We start from the raw sequence: 17,160 nt of genomic DNA on the forward strand, positions 1-17,160 counted from the left end.
ATGCGATACACCTTGTTATTGGGCGCTTACGTTGGAGCGGCAATTAACTATCAGTGAAGATAATGAATTTATTTGAAATACTGTATTTTATCAAAAAAATTTTCATCTATTGACTTTTTTTGTTATACGATACAATTATGGTTATTTATCAAAAATAGTCAATTGAAAGAAAAATAAAACGCATTATCATAAAAATGTAAACGTTTTACATTCAGGAGGAATAAACAATGAAAAAAACAATTAGTTTAGGTATTGCGCTTACAAGTATGTTTTTATTAAGTGCATGTGGTAGCAAGAAAGATACCCAAAAAGGAGAATCAGAGAATAACAATACGATAAATATACTGTCTCCATTTATCGAAACAGAACCACCTACCAAAGATAGTGTAGTATTGAAAAAATTAGAAAAGGAAACAGGAAAGAAAATTAACATTACATGGACGCCTAATACTTCATATGAAGATAAAATGAATATTACCTTAGCATCAGATAATGTTCCTCAAATTATGGTTGTTCAACAAAAATCAGGTGGCTTTATCAAATCAGCAGAAAATGGAGCATTCTGGGATTTATCTAAATACTTAAAAGATTATCCCAACTTGAAACAAGCAAATCCTGATGTATTGAATAACTCTTCAGTAAATGGCAAGGTATATGGAATTTATCGTAAAAGAGATGCCATGCGAACAGCGGTCATCATTCGTAAAGACTGGTTGAAAAAATTAGGACTTGATTTACCAAAAAATACAGAGGACTTATATAATTTAGCAAAAGCATTCACAGAAAATGACCCTGATGGCAATGGTAAGAATGATACTTACGGTATCATCATTCCAAAATGGCCTGGTTCAATAAATACGAATAGTCCATATGATGTTTTTGCAACATGGTTTGGAGCTGGTAATACTTGGGTAGAAAAAGATGGTAAATTAGAACCAAGCTTTATGAATGATGAATATTTAGAATCAATGAAATATGTTAAAGATATGATTAGCAAAGGATATATCAATAAAGATTTTGCCACATTAGCAGCAGATAAATGGAATGATCCTTTCATTAACGGTCAAGGTGGAATTATTGTTGATACATTCTCAAGAGCAGACACCATTAGTAATTTATATGAAAAAGCGCATCCAGGTGAAGATATTGTAGTGTTTACTGGTAACTTAGAAAATGCTAAGGGTGAATTTAATCCTCTTCCAACTGGAGGTTATTCAGGTATTTTAGCTATTCCTAAAGCTAGTGTAAAAACGGAAAAAGAATTAAAAGATATTTTGAAATTCTTAGATAAATTAAATGGTAAGGATATTCAAATTTTGATTAACAATGGGATTGAAGGTAAAAACTTCAAACTTGAAGATGGTATGACAGTAGCTATGGAAGGTAACGAAGCTGAAAAAATTTCTAATGATGTAAAGAGCTTCTCTCAAATTGGTATGAATGTTACAAAGGAAATTCAATTCTACTATCCAAAACCTGCAACTCCTGAGAAACAAGAAAAATTTGATTTACGTCAAAAAATTATGGCAAGTGATTTAAAGAAAGCTGTATTCAATCCAGCAGCTTCATACATTACTGATACTTTTGTTACTAAAGGTACGCAACTAGATCAAATTATTAGTGATGCACGTATTAAATATGTTGCTGGACAAATGGATGACAAGGGGTGGAAAGATACAATTCAATTATGGAAAGATCAAGGTGGTACACAATTAATTAAAGAAACTAATGATCTTCATAAAAAATTATCTAAATAGTCTTTGATAATGCATGTGGGGATTTTCCCACATGCATTTAGAAAGGAAAATAAGCTATGAAATTATTGTATAGTAACTCACTTTCAGATAAAGATTGTGTGAATGAATTTATTTACGAAGGGAATGTAATTAGAGAAGTAAATCAAGGATTAATCCTTTCAAATGGTGATGATCTTTCAAAAGGTGACCACGCTCATTGGACAACTTGGTTAAATCATAAATTTCCAGATAATATTTGTATCACTTGGGAATTTAAACCGTTGAGTGATGAAGGATTATGTATGTTTTTCTTTTCTGCGCTAGGTTTATTAGGAGAAAGTATTTTTGATGAAAAACTTGCTAAGAGAGATGGCTTTTATGCTCAATATCATTCTGGAGACATTAATACTTATCATATTTCTTACTATAGAAGAAAGTATGAGACTGAACGGTATTTTGAAACATGTAATTTAAGAAAGAGTAAGGGATTTAAGTTAGTTGCTCAGGGTGCAGATCCTATTCCGTATTATAAAGATGCAATTGATTTTTACCAAATAAAAGTTATAAAACAGGGTTGGCTAATCAACTTTTTCATAAATGATTTACTCATTTTTAAATGGGAGGATGAAGAAGATAACTATTGGAAAGATGGCTATATTGGCTTTAGACAAATGGCGCCAATGAAAGCTATCTATCGGAATTTGAATGTATTTCAATTGGAGTGAACGTGATGGTTGAAAAATTCTATCGAGGTACAGAGATAATCTATACTTGCTTTTTAATAAATATATTTGTATTAATTGGGACTTTGCTTGGTGGTGTGATTTTTGGTATTAGTCCTAGTATCCAGTCAGGTCATGCGCTTACAAAAAAATATATGATGGGTAAAAAAGTTCATTTTATTAAAGAATATATAGAATTATATAGAAAAAATTTTTTGATTGCGAATAAAAATGTTCTCCCTATAATCATTTTTTGCGTAATCCCTTTAATACTTCTGCATTTTAAACACGTATCTTTAACTTATAGTGCACCAATTGTAATTATGATTTTGAACATCCTTTTTTCAATGTCAGAATATTATGAGTTAAGTAGTAAAAATCTATATCTTAATGTCTTTAGATTTATTACTGCAAATATTTTTGGAAATATCTTAGGGATTTGTTGGTTTTATATTTGTTGGTATTTATCCATGTTAATACCAGGCCTAATTCCGTTTTTAAGTATTGGACTATGGATATATGGAAATATGGCAATATATACAAAGCTTTATACAGATAACGAAAATGCAAAAGTAGGTGAATGAATTGAATTTAAAATGGTTGGATAATAAACCAAAAATGAAAACAGGGGTTACATGGGGGATCCCTTGGAATAGAGGAGAATTGTCTCAAGAAAAGTTCAGTCAGTCTGAAATATTAGTAGCTAATAAATTAACTCAAAAGAAAATTTTAGCATATTGGCCAGATGGATCAGTAAAATGGACCTCTCATGCTGCTGTATTTGATGTAAATGAAGAAGTAAATCAAGTATCTTTGGAAGCAACAACAAAGTCAGAAACAGTATTCATTGCAAATGAAAAATTTAATGGAATATTTATTGAAAATGGTATCTTTCAAGTATTTTTCCCTAAACACGGTGAAGGTAAGAATATTATAGATTATGTAAAAGTAAATGAAAAATATAGTTTGAAAAATTTACGATTAGTTTCTGTTTTTGATAAGGTACCTATGTCTTTTCAATTGACAAATGCTGAAATTGAAGACAATGGACCTATCAAAGCAGTTATTCGTTGTGACTTGAATTTATTAGATCATATCGGAAAAATTTTGCAATCGGTTACTATACGTTTTAAATTTTATTCACAATTATCAAAATTTGAAATTCAACATACCTTATTTATTCATTCAGATAAATGTTGTGATGGTGTTGGATTATTTTTTGATGTACCTCTTGAAGGAGAAAATTGGAATCGTCAAATCAAGTTTGTTGGTGAAAATCAAGTTTATTGTGAAGCTAGTCAACTATTAATTTCTAGACGGCATTATGAAAAGAATGAAGCCTATAAACATCAAACAAAAGGACAAATTGTTACACTTGATGAGAGTGATGGTGCGATGCTCAGCCATGCTAAGAAAAATGCGGTTTGGAACAATTTTTGGTTAAATCAAGTAACTGCTTCATCTTTTGAAATAAAAAAACAAACCAAAGAAGGATATTCGAGAATCCAAGTTGGTAGTGGAAATAGAAGTAAAGGTGCTGTATATGTTGGTGATGGCAACGGCGGCGTAACTATACAAATTGATAAATTCTGGCAAAAATATCCAAGTGGGATTGAGGTTGCAGGTTTATCAGAGCGGTCTTGTACGATGAAGGCGTGGTTATGGAGTCCGGAAGCGCAACCAATGGAATTTCATCATTATGATTCTGAAAGTCATATGTTAAGTGCTTATGAAGGGATGGACGAATTTCGTTCTACCCCGATTGGTATAGCCAATACAAGTAGTTTGTTTGTCAACATTGCCACTAAACCGGCTTTTAATAATGAAATATTAGCATTTGCACAAGAAAATATTCACCCAGCTCATCTTGTGTGTTTGCCTCAAGATTATAAAAATAGTCATGTATTTGGTACCTATTCTCTTCCGAATGAAACAAATAGTTATTTGGAACACCAAATGGAGATATTGAGAGAATTTTACTTTGATGAAGTGGAGCAAAGAGATTGGTATGGATACTGGAATTTTGGCGATGTGATGCATACTTACGATAAGTATAGACATCAATGGCGATATGATTTAGGTGGTTATGCATGGCAAAATACAGAGTTGGTACCTAATATTTGGTTATGGTTAGAATTCTTAAGAAGTGGCGATGCAAAAACGTATTATTTTGCTGAAGCGATGACTAGACATACTTCTGAAGTAGATCAGTATCATTTCGGTGAGTATAAAGGTCTTGGTTCCAGACATAATGTAATGCATTGGGGATGCCAAGCAAAAGAAGCTAGAATTTCCATGGCTGGTTTACATAGATACTATTATTATTTATCTGGTGGCGATGAACGAATTGGCGAAATTTTAGAACAAGTGAAAGATAATGAATACTCATTGAAAAATTTACCTCCGATGCGTGAATTTTTCAATGTGGAAGAGGAAGATATTATTCCTATTCGTACGGGTCCAGATTGGGCAGCTTTAGTTTCCAATTGGTTTACACAATGGGAACGTACTGGAGATAAAAAATATTTAAACAAGATTTTAACTGGAATCGATTCGATTAAGAAAATGCCAGATAGATTACTTTCAGGCCCAACTGTTCTGATGAATATGGAAACAAAAGAATTATCCTATATGGGCACAGGTAATGATGGTGGATACCACATGATTATTTCTTTTGGTGCTCCTCAAGTTTGGTTGGAATTAGCTGAAAACATTAATGATGAGAAATGGAATGCAATGTTAGCTGAATTTGGATGGTTTTATAGTTTATCAAATGAAGAGAAAATCAAAGAATCTGGATCAAAATTGGATGATAAACATTTTGCTTGGCCAATGTTTGCAGCTACAATAATGGCTTATGCAGATTCTGATTATCATACTCGTAATAGGGTGAACGAACTATTGGTAAAAAGTAATTTATCTGGAATCCCGTTACCTGTTGAAAAAACAATGAGTACAGTGGAAACTTATAAAACTATAAAAGAGATGCCTTGGATTTCGACGAATGTGGTCTCTCAATGGTGTTTGAATTTAATCTGTTCACAAGGGTATTTAAGTGAAGGTTTGGAGGCGAAAAAAGATGGAAGTGACTGAGAAAAAAGTTGAACAACCCGATAAAAAATCAAAAACTAGATCATTATTGACACATTTAAAAAATAATAAATGGTTATATGTACTTCTAATACCAGGTTTAACATATTTTTTGGTATTCAGATATGCTCCGATGTATGGATTGATTATAGCATTTAAAGATTATGTACCTTTTTTGGGCATTACTGGTAGTAAGTGGATTGGTCTACAAAACTTTAGAGATTTCTTTACAAATCCGGATTTCTTTAGAATTTTAGGAAATACTTTGATAATAGCACTTCTTAATATTATCTTTGCCTTTCCAGCGCCAATTATTCTTGCTTTGTTACTAAATGAAGTTAGAAAAAAAATCTTCCAAAGAGTAGTTCAGACGTTTGTATATGTTCCTCACTTTTTATCATGGACAATTGTTGTTAGCTTATGGTACATCCTTTTTAATGTCGATCATGGAGCTATTACCAATTTAGTTACTTCACTAACAGGAAAAGAGATTGATTTTTTATCAGATCCATCATGGTTTAGAACAATGATTGTTACACAAACTATTTGGAAAGAAACTGGATGGGGTACAATTATCTATCTTGCGGCCTTATCAGGTGTAGATCAAGAACAATATGAAGCGGCAATTATGGATGGCGCAGGTAGATTTAGAAGGGTATGGCATATTACATTACCGGCTATTCGTTCGACAATTATTATAATGCTAATATTAAAAGTCGGTGCTATTCTAACAACAGGTTTTGATCAAATTTACTTAATGACAAACCAATTAAATAGACCAGTTGCTGATGTTTTTGATACTTATGTATATATGATGGGGATTACCAATGGTGCTTATAGTTATTCTACTGCCGTTGGATTGTTTAAGTCAGTAGTAGGTATTATTTTAGTATTGGGAACAAATCGCTTAGCCAAGTTCTTTGGTGAAAGTGGATTGTATTAAGAAAAGAAGGTGATTAGATGAATAAATTTCATAACACGAAAGCAGGTAAAATCTTTGATGTAGTTAATATTATCTTTTTGTCTATCTTAGGTTTATTGATGGTATTACCATTTATCTATGTTGTTGCTGGCTCATTTGCTACTGAACACGAAATTGCTTCTCGTTCATTTTTCTTATGGCCAAGAGAATTTTCATTAGAATCGTATAAATATATTTTTTCAACTTCTACTTTTATTCGAAGTCTGTTAATCACAATCGGTGTTACAGTAGTCGGTACTATTATTCAGCTTTTTTGTACCTTTACCTTTGCTTACCCACTATCAAGAAGACATTTAAAAGGTAGAAAACTTCTTTTAAATATGGTAATTTTTGCAATGTTGTTTTCAGGTGGGATGATTCCGACATTCTTAGTTGTAAAGAACCTAGGATTAATTGATAGTTATTGGGCATTAATTTTACCAATTGCCATTAATCCATTTAATTTAATGATTATAAAAAACTTTTTCCAAGAGATGCCAATTGAGTTGGAAGAGTCAGCCAAAATGGATGGATGTACAGAAATTGGGATTCTATGGCGTATTGTATTACCATTATCTAAACCAGTAATTGCTACATTTACACTATTTTATGCAGTAGGAATTTGGAATGACTTTATGAGTGGTTTGCTTTATATTAACGATTCAGCTAAATGGCCAATCCAATTATTATTGAGACAAATTACAATGTCATCAAATGCAGCCAATGCTTTGGCTAATATGGATCCGAATTATATTCCACCTGAACAAGGATTAAAATTTGCGGTAATTATTGTTGCAACATTACCAATTCTAATTTTTTATCCATTTCTTCAAAAACATTTTGCAAAAGGAATGTTGATTGGTTCAGTGAAAGGATAAAAACAATGAAAAAAATATATGTAACTTATCCACAAGGAAAATTTAAAGCATTGACTTTGAGTTATGATGATGGGAAAATCTTTGATAAACGCTTAATTCAAATTTTAAATAAATATGGAATACGCGGAACCTTTCATTTAAATGCAGGTTTAATCCAGCAAGATGCTGAGAGAATCAAACTAAGTGAAATAAAAGAAGTGTATGCTAAACACGAAATAGCTACTCATACTTATACACATCCAACGATTGCCAGGTGTCCGTTAGCTAAATTACCAAATGAATACTTGCAAGACCGCTTAGAGTTAGAGAATGCAGTAGGCTATCCAGTTTTAGGTCATTCCTATCCGAATGGTTCATTCAATGAAGAGATCAAACAGCTCTTACCTGCATTGGGAATCAAATATGCTCGTACGATTAAAAGTACAGATTCGTTTGCTTTGCCACAAGATTGGTTAGAATGGAATCCCACTTGTCATCATAATCATCATTTGTTAGAACATACAAAAGAATTTATTGAACTCTATAAAAAACAATATTTATATTTATTTTTTGTATGGGGACACAGTTTTGAATTTGCTCGAGATGACAACTGGAATTTGATAGAAAAATTTTGTGAATTAGTGGGAAATCGGGAGGATATCTGGTATTGTACTAATATAGAATATTATCGATATATGGTAGCAAGTAAACAATTAATTTTTTCTGTTGATTCTTTAATTGTTGAAAATCCAACTAATATTGATATATCAATTTCTGTTGATAATACGTTATATGTTATTAAACCTGGGATAAACTATTTAGATTAGGGTGTCGAATATTTTGAATATGAAAAAAGTGCTTCAGTCAAAAACAATAAAGCTTTTATTGTGGGTTTCAATCCCACTGTTATTTATGTATATCTTGCTTAATTTTATGATTATTTTGCCGTTAAGACAAACATATCAGGAAAATCATGTAAAGAATATGAGTTTGAATATAAATAATTTGGATATAGAATTGAATCAGCTTGAAGTACTTTTTAGTTTCTATGGGCAGTCCTTTAAAGAAGATGTTGATCGGTATCAAGATTTAGAAGCATTTCCATATGAGTTGATTAATCAACTGTCAGATAACTTGTTTTATTTATCGAACTCTCATCGCTTTGTTTCAAATGCTGAAATAGTTGATTTTTCTCAAAATCCTTTCATAATCAGTCAGGGAGGAACTTATCCGATTTCTAATCAAACTAAGAAAAATATGGAGAAGAAGTTTCATCCTTATAAAGATATAAAATACGAATGGATAAATTTGGGTAATGAATTGTATTTTGTAGAAAGAATCTTACAAACTAAAGAAAATGATAAAGCAATATTATTAAAAGTCAGGGTGGACAAACAATTACTTTTCGATGAGCTGAATAGAATGAATGCACAATCAGGAATGGTCGCAGTATCGTTTACCCCTGGAAGAATTGAATCAAAACAATCTTCAAATATTTCTTGGCTCAATAAATATAAAAAAAGTGAAGAAGTTCGTTATAATAAGCGCTTTTTTAGCCTAACTGTAAATAAAATGAATCGCTTAAAGCAAGAGTGGATTATTTATTCAATTGCACCAACCGATAAAATTATTGCGCCTGCTATTCGAATTAAAGATTTATTATTGATTATCACTATGACATCGGTAATCGTAATTATTATTCTGAATGTATTATATACGAAAAAAGTCTACCAACCATTTACTGATGCTATAAATAAGGTGATTGGTGATGAAAACAGAGATAAGAAAGATGAAGTAAATTATTTTATTACTAAATGGCAGGAATTGCTTGAAGATAGAAAACAGTTGGATATATTGTCTCAAGAATATGATGTTGCAAATAAACGTAACATCATACGAAGGATTTTAGATGGTTATTATACTTTTTTATCTAATGAGGAATTATTGCGATTATTAAATGAGAATCAATGGAATGGTTTTTCTGAAAATATGGATATGTTTTATATTCAAATCAATGATACAAGTATAAGTGATGACAAACATTCTGTTGATGAAATGTCCTTTTTTGCTTTTGAAAATATTGTTTCAGATTTATGTAGTGAGTATTTTTATCAATGGGTTTCTTTACCACGTGGTGATATGAGTCTATTGGTTGTGGCAGAAGGTGAAAGAAAACGAGATACGAATCTAGAATTCATACAAAGGGTTATGCAAGAGTTGAATCGTGTCATAGGAAATTATGTGAGTGTATCTTTTAATGATAAACCGGTTCAATTGTCTAATTTATCTTTTGAGTATAAAGAATTGGTTAACGCTATCAACTATCAAAAAATGAAAAAAGAAAATCAATATTTCACTTACAAAGATGTATATCAACCAACAAAATATAATGTTTATTCAATAAGTGATGAACGCGAAATACTTCTTGGAATTAAAAATGGTGATTCTGCAATGCTTAAATCTGCAGTTAATAAATTTTATCAGTCTGTTTATATCTCTAGTCAGACACTGAATGATTTGCTTTTCGTCACTAGCAAGCTTTACGAATCAATTGAATTGTTAGCTAAGGAAAATGGTCTTTCCCATAGGGAATATTTATCGAAGAAAATAATTCTTTCTCGCATATCAAAAATTATTTCTATTCAAGAGATTGTTGATTTTATTAATGATGAGTTTTTGGTTCCGTTTTCTATTGTATGGAATTTAAAAGTAAAGACTTCAAATTTAGCAAAGATGAACGAGATTTGTGATTTTATAAAAAAAGAATATATGAATGAACAATTATCTTTAGAGTTTGTGGCAGAAAAATTTCACTTATCACCAACCTTGTTGAGTAAAGAGTTTAAAAAACAAAAAAATACTAATTTTGTAGATTATGTATCACAGATCAAGTTATCTGAAGCTAAAAGATTATTAGTTGAATCTGATTTAAAAATATCAGTAATTGCAGAAAATCTAGGCTATAACGATTCTTATTTTAATCGATTGTTTAAAAAACATGAGGGTGTGACACCAGGACAGTACAGAAAAAACAATAAAAGATTTTAGGTGAAATAATGAGGTACAAAAATATCGAAGGTTTATCTAATACGACGATAATGCTTCAAGAAAATATTAATTTAGCGAAGCGTCTTGATAGAAAACTAATAATTCCTGCCGGAAAGTATATTGTAGGTTCACTCTTCTTACCTACTAATTTTAAGTTAGAGTTATTACCAGGGGCAGAAATTATTGGTAGTAATGATATTACAGACTATAAATTGATTGAAACAAAAATTGCTGGTGTGCATATTAATTGGCCTGCAGCAATTATTAATATTATAAATGCTGAAAATGTTGAAATTTCTGGTGGAGGAAAGATAAATGGTCAAGGTGTTTATTGGTGGAAAAAATTTTGGGGAAATGATCAAAATGCTGGAATGTTATCAGAATATACCCAACGTAATTTGAGATGGGCGGTAGATTATCTCTGTTACCGACCTAGAAATATATACGTAGCAAATTCTAAAAATATCCAACTGCATCATTTTGAAAGTATTGACTCGGGATTTTGGAACATTCATTTATATCAATGCAAAAATGTAAATGTTTCCTCATTGGTTATTAAAAATGGAGAAGGTCCTAGTACAGACGGTATTGACATTGATTCTTGTGAGAAAATAAAAATTAATAATTGTGATATCAAAGGCAATGATGATAATATTGCGGTCAAATCAGGAAGAGACTTTCTTTCTTATAAAAATAAAGTGACAAGTAGAAAAATAAAAATTGAAAACTGTATCTTTCGCGAAGGATCAGGAGTTTGTTTTGGTAGTGAAACTGCAGGGGGGATTGAGGATATAGTCATTCAGAATTGTGAATTTTATGATACTGGTGCTGCAATCAGGGTTAAGGCCTTTTCAAACAGAGGTGGATATATTAAAAATATCATGGTGAATAATATTAGCTTGGAAAATGTAAAGTATTGTTTCCTTTTTCAAGCTGATTGGTATCCAAAATATAGTAAAATATCAAATATTTATAATTTAACTGATGAAGAAAAATCTATTCTAAAATATCTAATTGAAAAAAATGATATACCGAGAAATCTTGTTGATATTGAAAATATTCATATTTCTAATTTTAAAGCAGATTATAATGAGTTTTGCCACTTTCGTACACGAGCATTCTTTATTGAAGGCGCTATCAATAACCCGATTAACAGAATCAAATTTGAGAATATAAAGATTAAGGCCGATGAGTTTGGAAAAATTAGTGGTGTCAATAGTTTGATATTTGATAATGTCGACTTATCAATAAAAGAACAAACTAGTTCAAATAATGACATTTATACAAAATAAGGTAGGGGAATGTTGTGGAGATAGTTTTATTAGGTGACTCTTTAGTTGCTCAATATGAAGATAGTAAACGCCCCTTAGCTGGTTGGGGAGAGTTTTTAAAAAGTGAATTAATTGATGTAGATGAAAATTTACATATTGATAATTTAGCAGTCCCAGGAAGAAGTTTTTCTGAATTTTTTTACCAAGATTCCCAAGCAGTAATAGATAGACTACAAAAAAATGATATAGTAATTATCTCATTTGGGCATAATGATGCATTACATCGTAATAATATTGACGTGAAAAATTTTGAAAATTTATATCATCAATTCTTGGAAAAAATTTCGAAAGCGGAAGCAAAACCGGTGGTTGTTACACCTCCATTACCTCTTGAAAAATTTTCTGAACTTGATTTTGAAAAGTTTTATCAGATTTTAGACATTGAAAAGAAAGTTGCACGAAAGGAAAATTTGCCTTGTATAGAGCTGGATCGATACACCAAATTATTAAAGTATAAATATCAGGATATTTCTAGCTTATATCTGCAATTAAGAGAAGGTGATTCTGAAAATTATCCAGAAGGGATTAAAGATCCCGTTCATTTTAACATTCAAGGTGCGAAGGAGTTATCGAAATTTGTAGCAAAAATGCTAAAGGCCCAAGTTTTAGAAATGGATATTAACGAAAATTACTTTGGAGCATGTATGTATCCAGAAGTTTTTGGGATTGATATATTTGAAAAGGACGTTGTTCGTGCAAAATCATTAGGAATGAATTTTATTAGAATGGGAGAGTTTATCTGGTCAGATATTGAACCGATAGAAGGACAATATCATTTCGATTTATTGAAAAAGTCTTTACAAATTTGTCAACAATATCAGATGAATGTTTGTCTATGTGTACCAACACCGACTCCTCCACGATGGTTTACAATGAAATATCCAGATAGCTGTATCGTTGATGAAAGAGGTAAGCAGACGCATGGTTCGAGACAACATTGTTGCACAAATAATCCTGATTTTAGAAATAAATGTTATCAAATCGCGTACCAAATTGGCTGTTTAGCTAATCAATATACATGTGTGAAGTTTGTACAATTAGATAATGAATTTAAATGCCATGTTGATTTATGCTTTTGTGATGAATGTAAAAAACAATGGATAGAATACTTACAGAAGGAATTTATTACTATTGAAAAACTAAATGCATTTTTTGGTACTAACATATGGAGCCAAACTTATCGCAAATTTTCGGAAGTTGTTTTGCCTAGTGCGACCCCATTTTTACATAGTGTAGCATTGATGAATTCATTTAAGCAGTTTCATGAATCTAAAATAAATGAATTTGCTAAAGAGCTCTCTTACATTGTACGAATGAATGCAAATTGTCGAATTACACACAATAGTTCTTTAGGATTCAACCTAGATAATGAAGAATTATTTTCTTTTTTAGATGACTCAGGTTTTGATACTTATGCGTCTGCTCAAGATTATGCAGCATTTCAACTTAATGTGGACCGTTGGCGTAATTTGAAACCAAATAGGAGTTCTGCGTTACTATTAGAAACTTCTACTTCTCATGCTGGACACATCCAAAATTATGTTCAGCCCCATCCAAAAGATTATTTATCATGTGAGTTATTTAGCACCATGGCTGGCAATTTGAAAGCATTCAATTTCTGGCATTTTAGAGGCCATAGATTTGGTGTGGAACAACCTCATAGTAGTGTGCTAACACCTAGTGGTGAGGAGTCGTTAAGTTATGATGAGGTAGTAAAGACAGGAAAACTTTTTAATTATTTATTACCAATTATTGAAAAAACGACATATATTCCTTCTAAAATAGGATTGATTTATTCTGATGATGCCAAAAGGAAATACACTGTAGAAACGGGAGGCCATTATAATTATCGCTCCTTAATTACCAATTTTTATAAAAATTTAATTGATGCTGGATTAAATGTTGAAGTGATAAGTGATAAGCATTCATTACATGATTTCGACGTAATTTTTATTCCTTTTGTAAGAAATATTTCTAGTAATTTGTTGGATGAACTCGATGAATTTATTCAACGGAATGGAAAACTTATTGTCGGACCAATGACTGGTGACAGGGATGAATTTGGAAATTGGCATACAGAAAATGGCTTAGGTGACTTGGGTGAATTACTTTGCTTAAGTGGAATCAATCAAGAATATTTTCCAAATGAACAAGTATTTCTCAATGAATTAATGCATACTACAGAAAGGTACGTAGGTTACTTTACTCTAATAAAAAATCATTTAGATTGGGAACCCATTATTCGTTTTGATAAAGAGAATAGTTTTGTATTGCGTAGAAACAATACAATATTTATTGGGGCTTTACCCGCTGATTTTTCAAATAGCTATTTAAAGAGAATAATTATTTCTGAAATAGCACAAATTGATAGTGATGACTATCATTTAACGTGTTCTAAAGGAATCGTTAAATACAAACGTTCAAGAGATGGCAAGGACTACGTATTTTTAGTCAATATGTCATCAGAAGCTAGTCTATTTATATTGAAGAACAGTATGATAGAACTGTTTCATCATACGCGGTACAAAAATGGTGAATACTATTTAGCGCCTTATGAAAAGTTAATTTTAGTGGAAGAGTGAGAAAAAATGAAAAAAATTTATATTATCGGTGATTCTACAGCAGCTTGTAAACAGGAATCTGAGCGCCCAGAATATGGATGGGGAGAGATGTTATCTGAATTTATTCCAAGTGAAGTGAAGGTGGTAAATTTAGCTAAAAATGGCGCATCTTCAAAAAGCTTCAGAAGTTTTCCGGAATATAAAAAGCTAGTGTCAAATTTATCTGAGGGTGATTTGTTACTGATACAGTTTGGACATAATGATCAAAAGTCCGATGAACGTGGAACGAAATCAGATGGTGATTATAAAGAGAATTTACAACATTATATTGAACTAGCAAAAGTAAAGCACGCTTACCCAGTTTTATTAACTTCAGTAACCCGTAGAGCATTTAACAATCATAAATTTGATATATATAGTTTAGGAGATTATCCACGGGCTGTTAGAGAATTATCTCAAAAATTAAGTGTACCAATGATTGATTTAAACAAAGAGACCATTTCGCTATATAAAAAACTAGGTGAAGAAGTATCTAAAAATTTCCATTTATTTTTAGGTAAAGATGAATATGATAATTTTCCAGATGGACGGGAGGATAATACACACTTTTCTAAATTAGGTGCAAAAATGGTAGCCAATCTAATTTGTAGAGTCGATGACGAACATAATATCATTAAGGAATGGTATAAAGATAAAGGAGTAGAATGATGGCTTATTCAACTGTTAGTTATGATGAGATGATTTATCGAAGAGTTGGTGATTCTGGCTTACTATTACCAGCTATTTCATTAGGCCTTTGGCATAATTTTGGAAAAAATGATGAATATCATACACAAAAAGAAATTATTTGCGGTGCTTTCGAAAGAGGAATTTGCCATTTTGATTTAGCAAATAATTACGGGCCACCTGCAGGACAAGCTGAGGAAAATTTTGGAAAGATTTTTCAGGAAGAATTAAAACGCCATCGCGATGAAATGATTATTTCATCTAAGGCAGGATATCATATGTGGGAAGGTCCTTATGGAGAATGGGGCTCAAAAAAACATATTTATGCGAGTTGTAATCAGAGTTTAAAACGGTTAGGCCTAGATTATGTTGATATTTTTTATCATCATCGACCCGATTCAAATACACCACTTGAAGAAACAGCACATGCTCTAGATTTGCTAGTCAAACAAGGAAAAGCTTTGTATATAGGTATATCGAATTACTCGCCGGTTCAAACGGAAAAGATATCAAATATTTTTAAGAAACTAGGTACACCATTTATTATTCATCAAGTTAGATATAATATGATTGATAGTAAAGCTAAAAAAGAATTATTTCCAGTTTTAAAAGAACATGGTTTAGGTGCTGTTGCATTTAGTCCACTTGCACAGGGACTGTTAACAAATAGATATTTAAATGGAATTCCTAGCGACTCAAGAGCATCCAGAACAGATAGTAAGTTTTTGTCGAAGGAAGATGTGAATGTAAGACTTTCCTTGATTCAAAACTTAACAGAAGTCGCAAAAAAAAGAAATCAGTCTTTAGCACAAATGGCTCTTGCGTGGATACTAAATGAAGAATCTGTTGCGAGTGTCATTGTAGGTATATCACGTTTAGCACAATTAGATGATAATATTGAATCGTTGAAAAACTTAACGTTTTCACAAGAAGAATTAACATCAATTACAAAAATTATTAATAATAATTAGAGGTATTAAAATGAAGGATATTATTTTAGAAGAATTATTTGTACCAAAAAAATTAGTAGAAGAAAAAATTGATCTATTAACGACAAATTTAACAACAATAAAAGATAATACAGGAGAATTTTTGTTAGATTTTGATGGTTTAAAAGTCGATGATAAAAGTTGGACTGTATGGAATTGGCCTCAAGGAGTAGGACTTTATGGCTTATATAAAAATTACAAAATTACAGGAAATAACAAGTCTTTAGAAATTGTCAATCACTGGTTTGAAGAACGTATGATTGAAGGGGCGCCACCAAAAAATGTCAATACGATGGCTCCATTACTAACAATGGCTTGTCTATATGAAGACACGAAAGATTCACGTTATGTACCGTATTTAGAACAATGGGCTGAATGGGTGATGCGAGAAATGCCAAGAACGAATGAAAATGGCTTGCAGCATGCTACTTATGGTCCGGAAAACAAAAACCAATTATGGGATGACACATTAATGATGACTGTTTTACCATTAGCCAAGATTGGTAAGCTATTAAATCGAGAAAACTACATTGAAGAGGCAAAATTGCAGTTTTTAATTCATATCAAATATTTAATGGATAAAAAAACAGGGCTTTGGTATCACGGCTGGACGTTTGAGGGCAACCATAACTATGCAAAAGCTTTTTGGGCAAGAGGGAATTGCTGGCTAACCATTGCTATTCCTGAAATTATAGAGATTTTAGAGCTTCCAGAAAATGATTTCTTTAGTATTTATTTAATCCAAACCTTAGAGGCACAAATTAAAGCCTTGGCTGAACTACAAGCTCAAAGCGGCTTATGGCATACGTTGTTAGATGATAGCACTTCGTATGTAGAATCTTCTGCAACAGCTGGATTTGCTTACGGTATATTGAAAGCGGTTCATAAGGGCTATATTGATAAAAAATATGCAGCGATAGCTAATCGTGCTGTTGCTGGTTTATTAAAGCAAATTGATGAAAAAGGCGAAGTGCAAAATGTTTCGGTTGGTACGGGTATGGGTGACACTTTAGAATTTTACAAAAATATTGGTCAAACAGCAATGCCATATGGTCAATCATTAACCGTCTTGTGTTTTACTGAGTTATTAATTTCGTATTTCTAATAAAACTGTACTGATATAGTTAATAAGCATGCTA

At 31.5% G+C, this 17,160-nt stretch carries 13 protein-coding genes; all 13 read left to right on the top strand.

The window, feature by feature from the left end:
- Positions 1-227 precede the first annotated feature (227 nt).
- Genes RK02_RS01960 through bglB form a run of 13 tightly spaced genes read left to right on the top strand, consistent with a single transcriptional unit; the run spans position 228 to position 17,126 of the window.
- A complete protein-coding gene (locus RK02_RS01960; protein WP_016182559.1) occupies positions 228-1,757 on the top strand; it encodes an extracellular solute-binding protein in 1,530 nt (509 codons plus the stop codon).
- A 56-nt stretch (positions 1,758-1,813) separates the two neighbouring features.
- Complete coding sequence (locus tag RK02_RS01965) at positions 1,814-2,461, top strand: DUF1961 family protein (protein WP_016182560.1); 648 nt, start codon at positions 1,814-1,816, stop codon at positions 2,459-2,461.
- A gap of 5 nt (positions 2,462-2,466) precedes the next feature.
- Positions 2,467-3,042, top strand: coding sequence for a DUF624 domain-containing protein (locus RK02_RS01970; RefSeq protein WP_016182561.1), 576 nt, complete (start codon positions 2,467-2,469; stop codon positions 3,040-3,042).
- Positions 3,035-5,551, top strand: a complete 2,517-nt coding sequence (locus tag RK02_RS01975) for an exo-rhamnogalacturonan lyase family protein (protein WP_245555675.1) — start codon at positions 3,035-3,037, stop codon at positions 5,549-5,551. Before RK02_RS01970 ends, RK02_RS01975 begins: the two co-directional genes overlap by 8 nt.
- A complete protein-coding gene (locus tag RK02_RS01980) occupies positions 5,538-6,491 on the top strand; it encodes an ABC transporter permease (RefSeq protein WP_016182563.1) in 954 nt (317 codons plus the stop codon). Before RK02_RS01975 ends, RK02_RS01980 begins: the two co-directional genes overlap by 14 nt.
- 17 nt (positions 6,492-6,508) lie before the next feature.
- Positions 6,509-7,387 carry a carbohydrate ABC transporter permease gene (locus RK02_RS01985; RefSeq protein ID WP_016182564.1) on the top strand — a complete coding sequence of 293 codons (879 nt, stop codon included), beginning with the start codon at positions 6,509-6,511 and terminating at the stop codon, positions 7,385-7,387.
- Positions 7,388-7,392: 5 nt separating this feature from the next.
- Positions 7,393-8,193 (top strand): polysaccharide deacetylase family protein, encoded by an 801-nt coding sequence (locus RK02_RS01990; RefSeq protein ID WP_016182565.1) that lies wholly within the window; start codon positions 7,393-7,395, stop codon positions 8,191-8,193.
- A gap of 19 nt (positions 8,194-8,212) precedes the next feature.
- Entirely contained in the window at positions 8,213-10,414 is a 2,202-nt protein-coding gene (locus RK02_RS01995) for an AraC family transcriptional regulator (RefSeq protein WP_245555689.1), read from the top strand.
- Between the two features lie 8 nt (positions 10,415-10,422).
- Positions 10,423-11,706: a glycoside hydrolase family 28 protein gene (locus RK02_RS02000; RefSeq protein WP_016182567.1), complete on the top strand. Its 1,284-nt coding sequence runs from the start codon at positions 10,423-10,425 to the stop codon at positions 11,704-11,706.
- A gap of 14 nt (positions 11,707-11,720) precedes the next feature.
- Positions 11,721-14,327 (top strand): beta-galactosidase, encoded by a 2,607-nt coding sequence (locus RK02_RS02005; protein WP_016182568.1) that lies wholly within the window; start codon positions 11,721-11,723, stop codon positions 14,325-14,327.
- A 6-nt stretch (positions 14,328-14,333) separates the two neighbouring features.
- Positions 14,334-15,014, top strand: coding sequence for a rhamnogalacturonan acetylesterase (locus RK02_RS02010; protein ID WP_016182569.1), 681 nt, complete (start codon positions 14,334-14,336; stop codon positions 15,012-15,014).
- On the top strand, positions 15,014-16,003 hold the full coding sequence (locus tag RK02_RS02015; RefSeq protein WP_016182570.1) for an aldo/keto reductase: 990 nt from the start codon (positions 15,014-15,016) through the stop codon (positions 16,001-16,003). Before RK02_RS02010 ends, RK02_RS02015 begins: the two co-directional genes overlap by 1 nt.
- A 10-nt stretch (positions 16,004-16,013) precedes the next feature.
- Positions 16,014-17,126 carry a beta-galactosidase BglB gene (gene bglB / locus RK02_RS02020; RefSeq protein WP_016182571.1) on the top strand — a complete coding sequence of 371 codons (1,113 nt, stop codon included), beginning with the start codon at positions 16,014-16,016 and terminating at the stop codon, positions 17,124-17,126.
- Positions 17,127-17,160: the final 34 nt, after the last annotated feature.

Source organism: Enterococcus columbae DSM 7374 = ATCC 51263 (genome assembly GCF_000406925.1).
In the GTDB taxonomy this organism is placed as follows: domain Bacteria; phylum Bacillota; class Bacilli; order Lactobacillales; family Enterococcaceae; genus Enterococcus_E; species Enterococcus_E columbae.

Bases quoted from the DNA above. Each gene is read 5' to 3' on its own strand.
- RK02_RS01960 (WP_016182559.1), top strand. From the start codon at position 228: ATGAAAAAAACAATTAGTTTAGGTATTGCGCTTACAAGTATGTTTTTA.
- RK02_RS01965 (WP_016182560.1), top strand. From the start codon at position 1,814: ATGAAATTATTGTATAGTAACTCACTTTCAGATAAAGATTGTGTGAAT.
- RK02_RS01970 (WP_016182561.1), top strand. From the start codon at position 2,467: ATGGTTGAAAAATTCTATCGAGGTACAGAGATAATCTATACTTGCTTT.
- RK02_RS01980 (WP_016182563.1), top strand. From the start codon at position 5,538: ATGGAAGTGACTGAGAAAAAAGTTGAACAACCCGATAAAAAATCAAAA.
- RK02_RS01985 (WP_016182564.1), top strand. From the start codon at position 6,509: ATGAATAAATTTCATAACACGAAAGCAGGTAAAATCTTTGATGTAGTT.
- RK02_RS01990 (WP_016182565.1), top strand. From the start codon at position 7,393: ATGAAAAAAATATATGTAACTTATCCACAAGGAAAATTTAAAGCATTG.
- RK02_RS01995 (WP_245555689.1), top strand. From the start codon at position 8,213: ATGAAAAAAGTGCTTCAGTCAAAAACAATAAAGCTTTTATTGTGGGTT.
- RK02_RS02000 (WP_016182567.1), top strand. From the start codon at position 10,423: ATGAGGTACAAAAATATCGAAGGTTTATCTAATACGACGATAATGCTT.
- RK02_RS02010 (WP_016182569.1), top strand. From the start codon at position 14,334: ATGAAAAAAATTTATATTATCGGTGATTCTACAGCAGCTTGTAAACAG.
- RK02_RS02015 (WP_016182570.1), top strand. From the start codon at position 15,014: ATGGCTTATTCAACTGTTAGTTATGATGAGATGATTTATCGAAGAGTT.
- bglB (WP_016182571.1), top strand. From the start codon at position 16,014: ATGAAGGATATTATTTTAGAAGAATTATTTGTACCAAAAAAATTAGTA.